Genomic DNA, 1,329 nt, shown 5'->3' with positions numbered 1-1,329 from the left:
ATCAAACCACACCAGCAAATAGCCACCCAGCATCGGTGCCAGCAGCGGTGCCACAGTCATGATCAGCACCACCATCGACATCATGCGGGAGAAATCATCCTTGTGGAACAAATCCCGCAGCAGCGCATTGATCACCACACCGGAGGCCGCGCCAGCAAAACCCTGCACCAGACGAGTAGCAATAAACCAGTCAATGCTGGTCAGTTGGGTACACATCAGCGAGGCCACCGCAAACAGTGAGGAAAAATAGCCCTGAAAACGGGCACGCTCGCGGGGCGGTACTAATTCACCGATCAAGGCTTGTGATAAGCTCATTAAGCCGCCGCTACCCAGTCCTTGTACAATCCGACCAGCCACCAACCATGGCATATTCATTGCAAAAGCACAAATGACTGAACCTAAGGCAAAAATACTCAGCGCAATCATTAACATCGGTTTACGTCCATACTGATCCCCTAACCAGCCGTAAACCGGAACACTGGCTGCACTTGCCAGCATGTAACCAATCGCAATCCACGAAGAAAGTTGCAAGTTGCCGAGATCGCGCACAATCGCAGGCGTCGCGGTAGCCAGCAAGGTTTGATCAACGGCCGCCAAAAACATTGGCAAAAAAACCGTAAAAAAGATGCCCAAAAAGGTTTTTCTATCTACAGGCTGCGACATACCTTCCTCATCGATAACTCACTAGAACACGACAACATCCACTTAAGATATTCATAAAATCAGCATGATGTGGACATCTCGCGCTCAAGCTTACTCCTTAAATTTCGTCAACTGAATCAAAAAAGCCGATAAAAATTAAACCTATGATTTGACAGTGAGGAGTCAACTTACCCATGATTCAAAGACTAGCCTAGACCACCAAGGAACCGTCATGCTGAGCAACAGATACTTAAAACGTTATGTGCGCTGCTGCTTGCTCATCATAGGATTATGTCCCGCGCTGCTGTATGCACAATCCTCCCCCAACGCAGAGGATAAACTCGTGCGTATTGCATCCGGCGAATGGCCACCTTTTATCGGCAGTGATTTACCTAACTATGGTTTTGTTGGTGAAATCATCACCCAAGCTTTTACCAAGCAAGGTTATCAAGTGGAATTCCAGTTTTTACCATGGGCAAGAGCTTATGCTGAAACCCAACGCGGTTTGTACGATGCCACTGCGATCTGGATGCACAGCGCGGAGCGTGAAGTCGATTTTTTCTATAGCTTGCCAGTGAGCCAAGAAGAGTTTGTTTTCTTTTATCCCGTTAAAAAGCCCTTTGATTGGAAAACCTTAAACGATTTAGCCCCTTATAAGTTAGGCGGCGTATTGGCCTACAGCTATGG

2 protein-coding genes are annotated in these 1,329 nt (G+C 47.6%); one reads left to right on the top strand and one right to left on the bottom strand.

Annotated features, from left to right (window positions below; translation table 11 throughout):
- On the bottom strand, positions 1-663 hold a 663-nt coding region (locus GOU96_RS17545; protein ID WP_324702068.1), incomplete at its 3' end, for an MFS transporter.
- 211 nt (positions 664-874) lie between these two features.
- Between GOU96_RS17545 and GOU96_RS17540 the strand changes: the two genes are divergently transcribed.
- The coding region (locus GOU96_RS17540; RefSeq protein WP_420719707.1) for a substrate-binding periplasmic protein at positions 875-1,329 on the top strand (455 nt) is incomplete at its 3' end.

Origin of the sequence: Vibrio sp. R-1, from assembly GCF_035615595.1 — a bacterium.
In the GTDB taxonomy this organism is placed as follows: domain Bacteria; phylum Pseudomonadota; class Gammaproteobacteria; order Enterobacterales; family Vibrionaceae; genus Vibrio; species Vibrio cholerae.
This window is presented reverse-complemented; position numbering and strand designations above follow the sequence as displayed.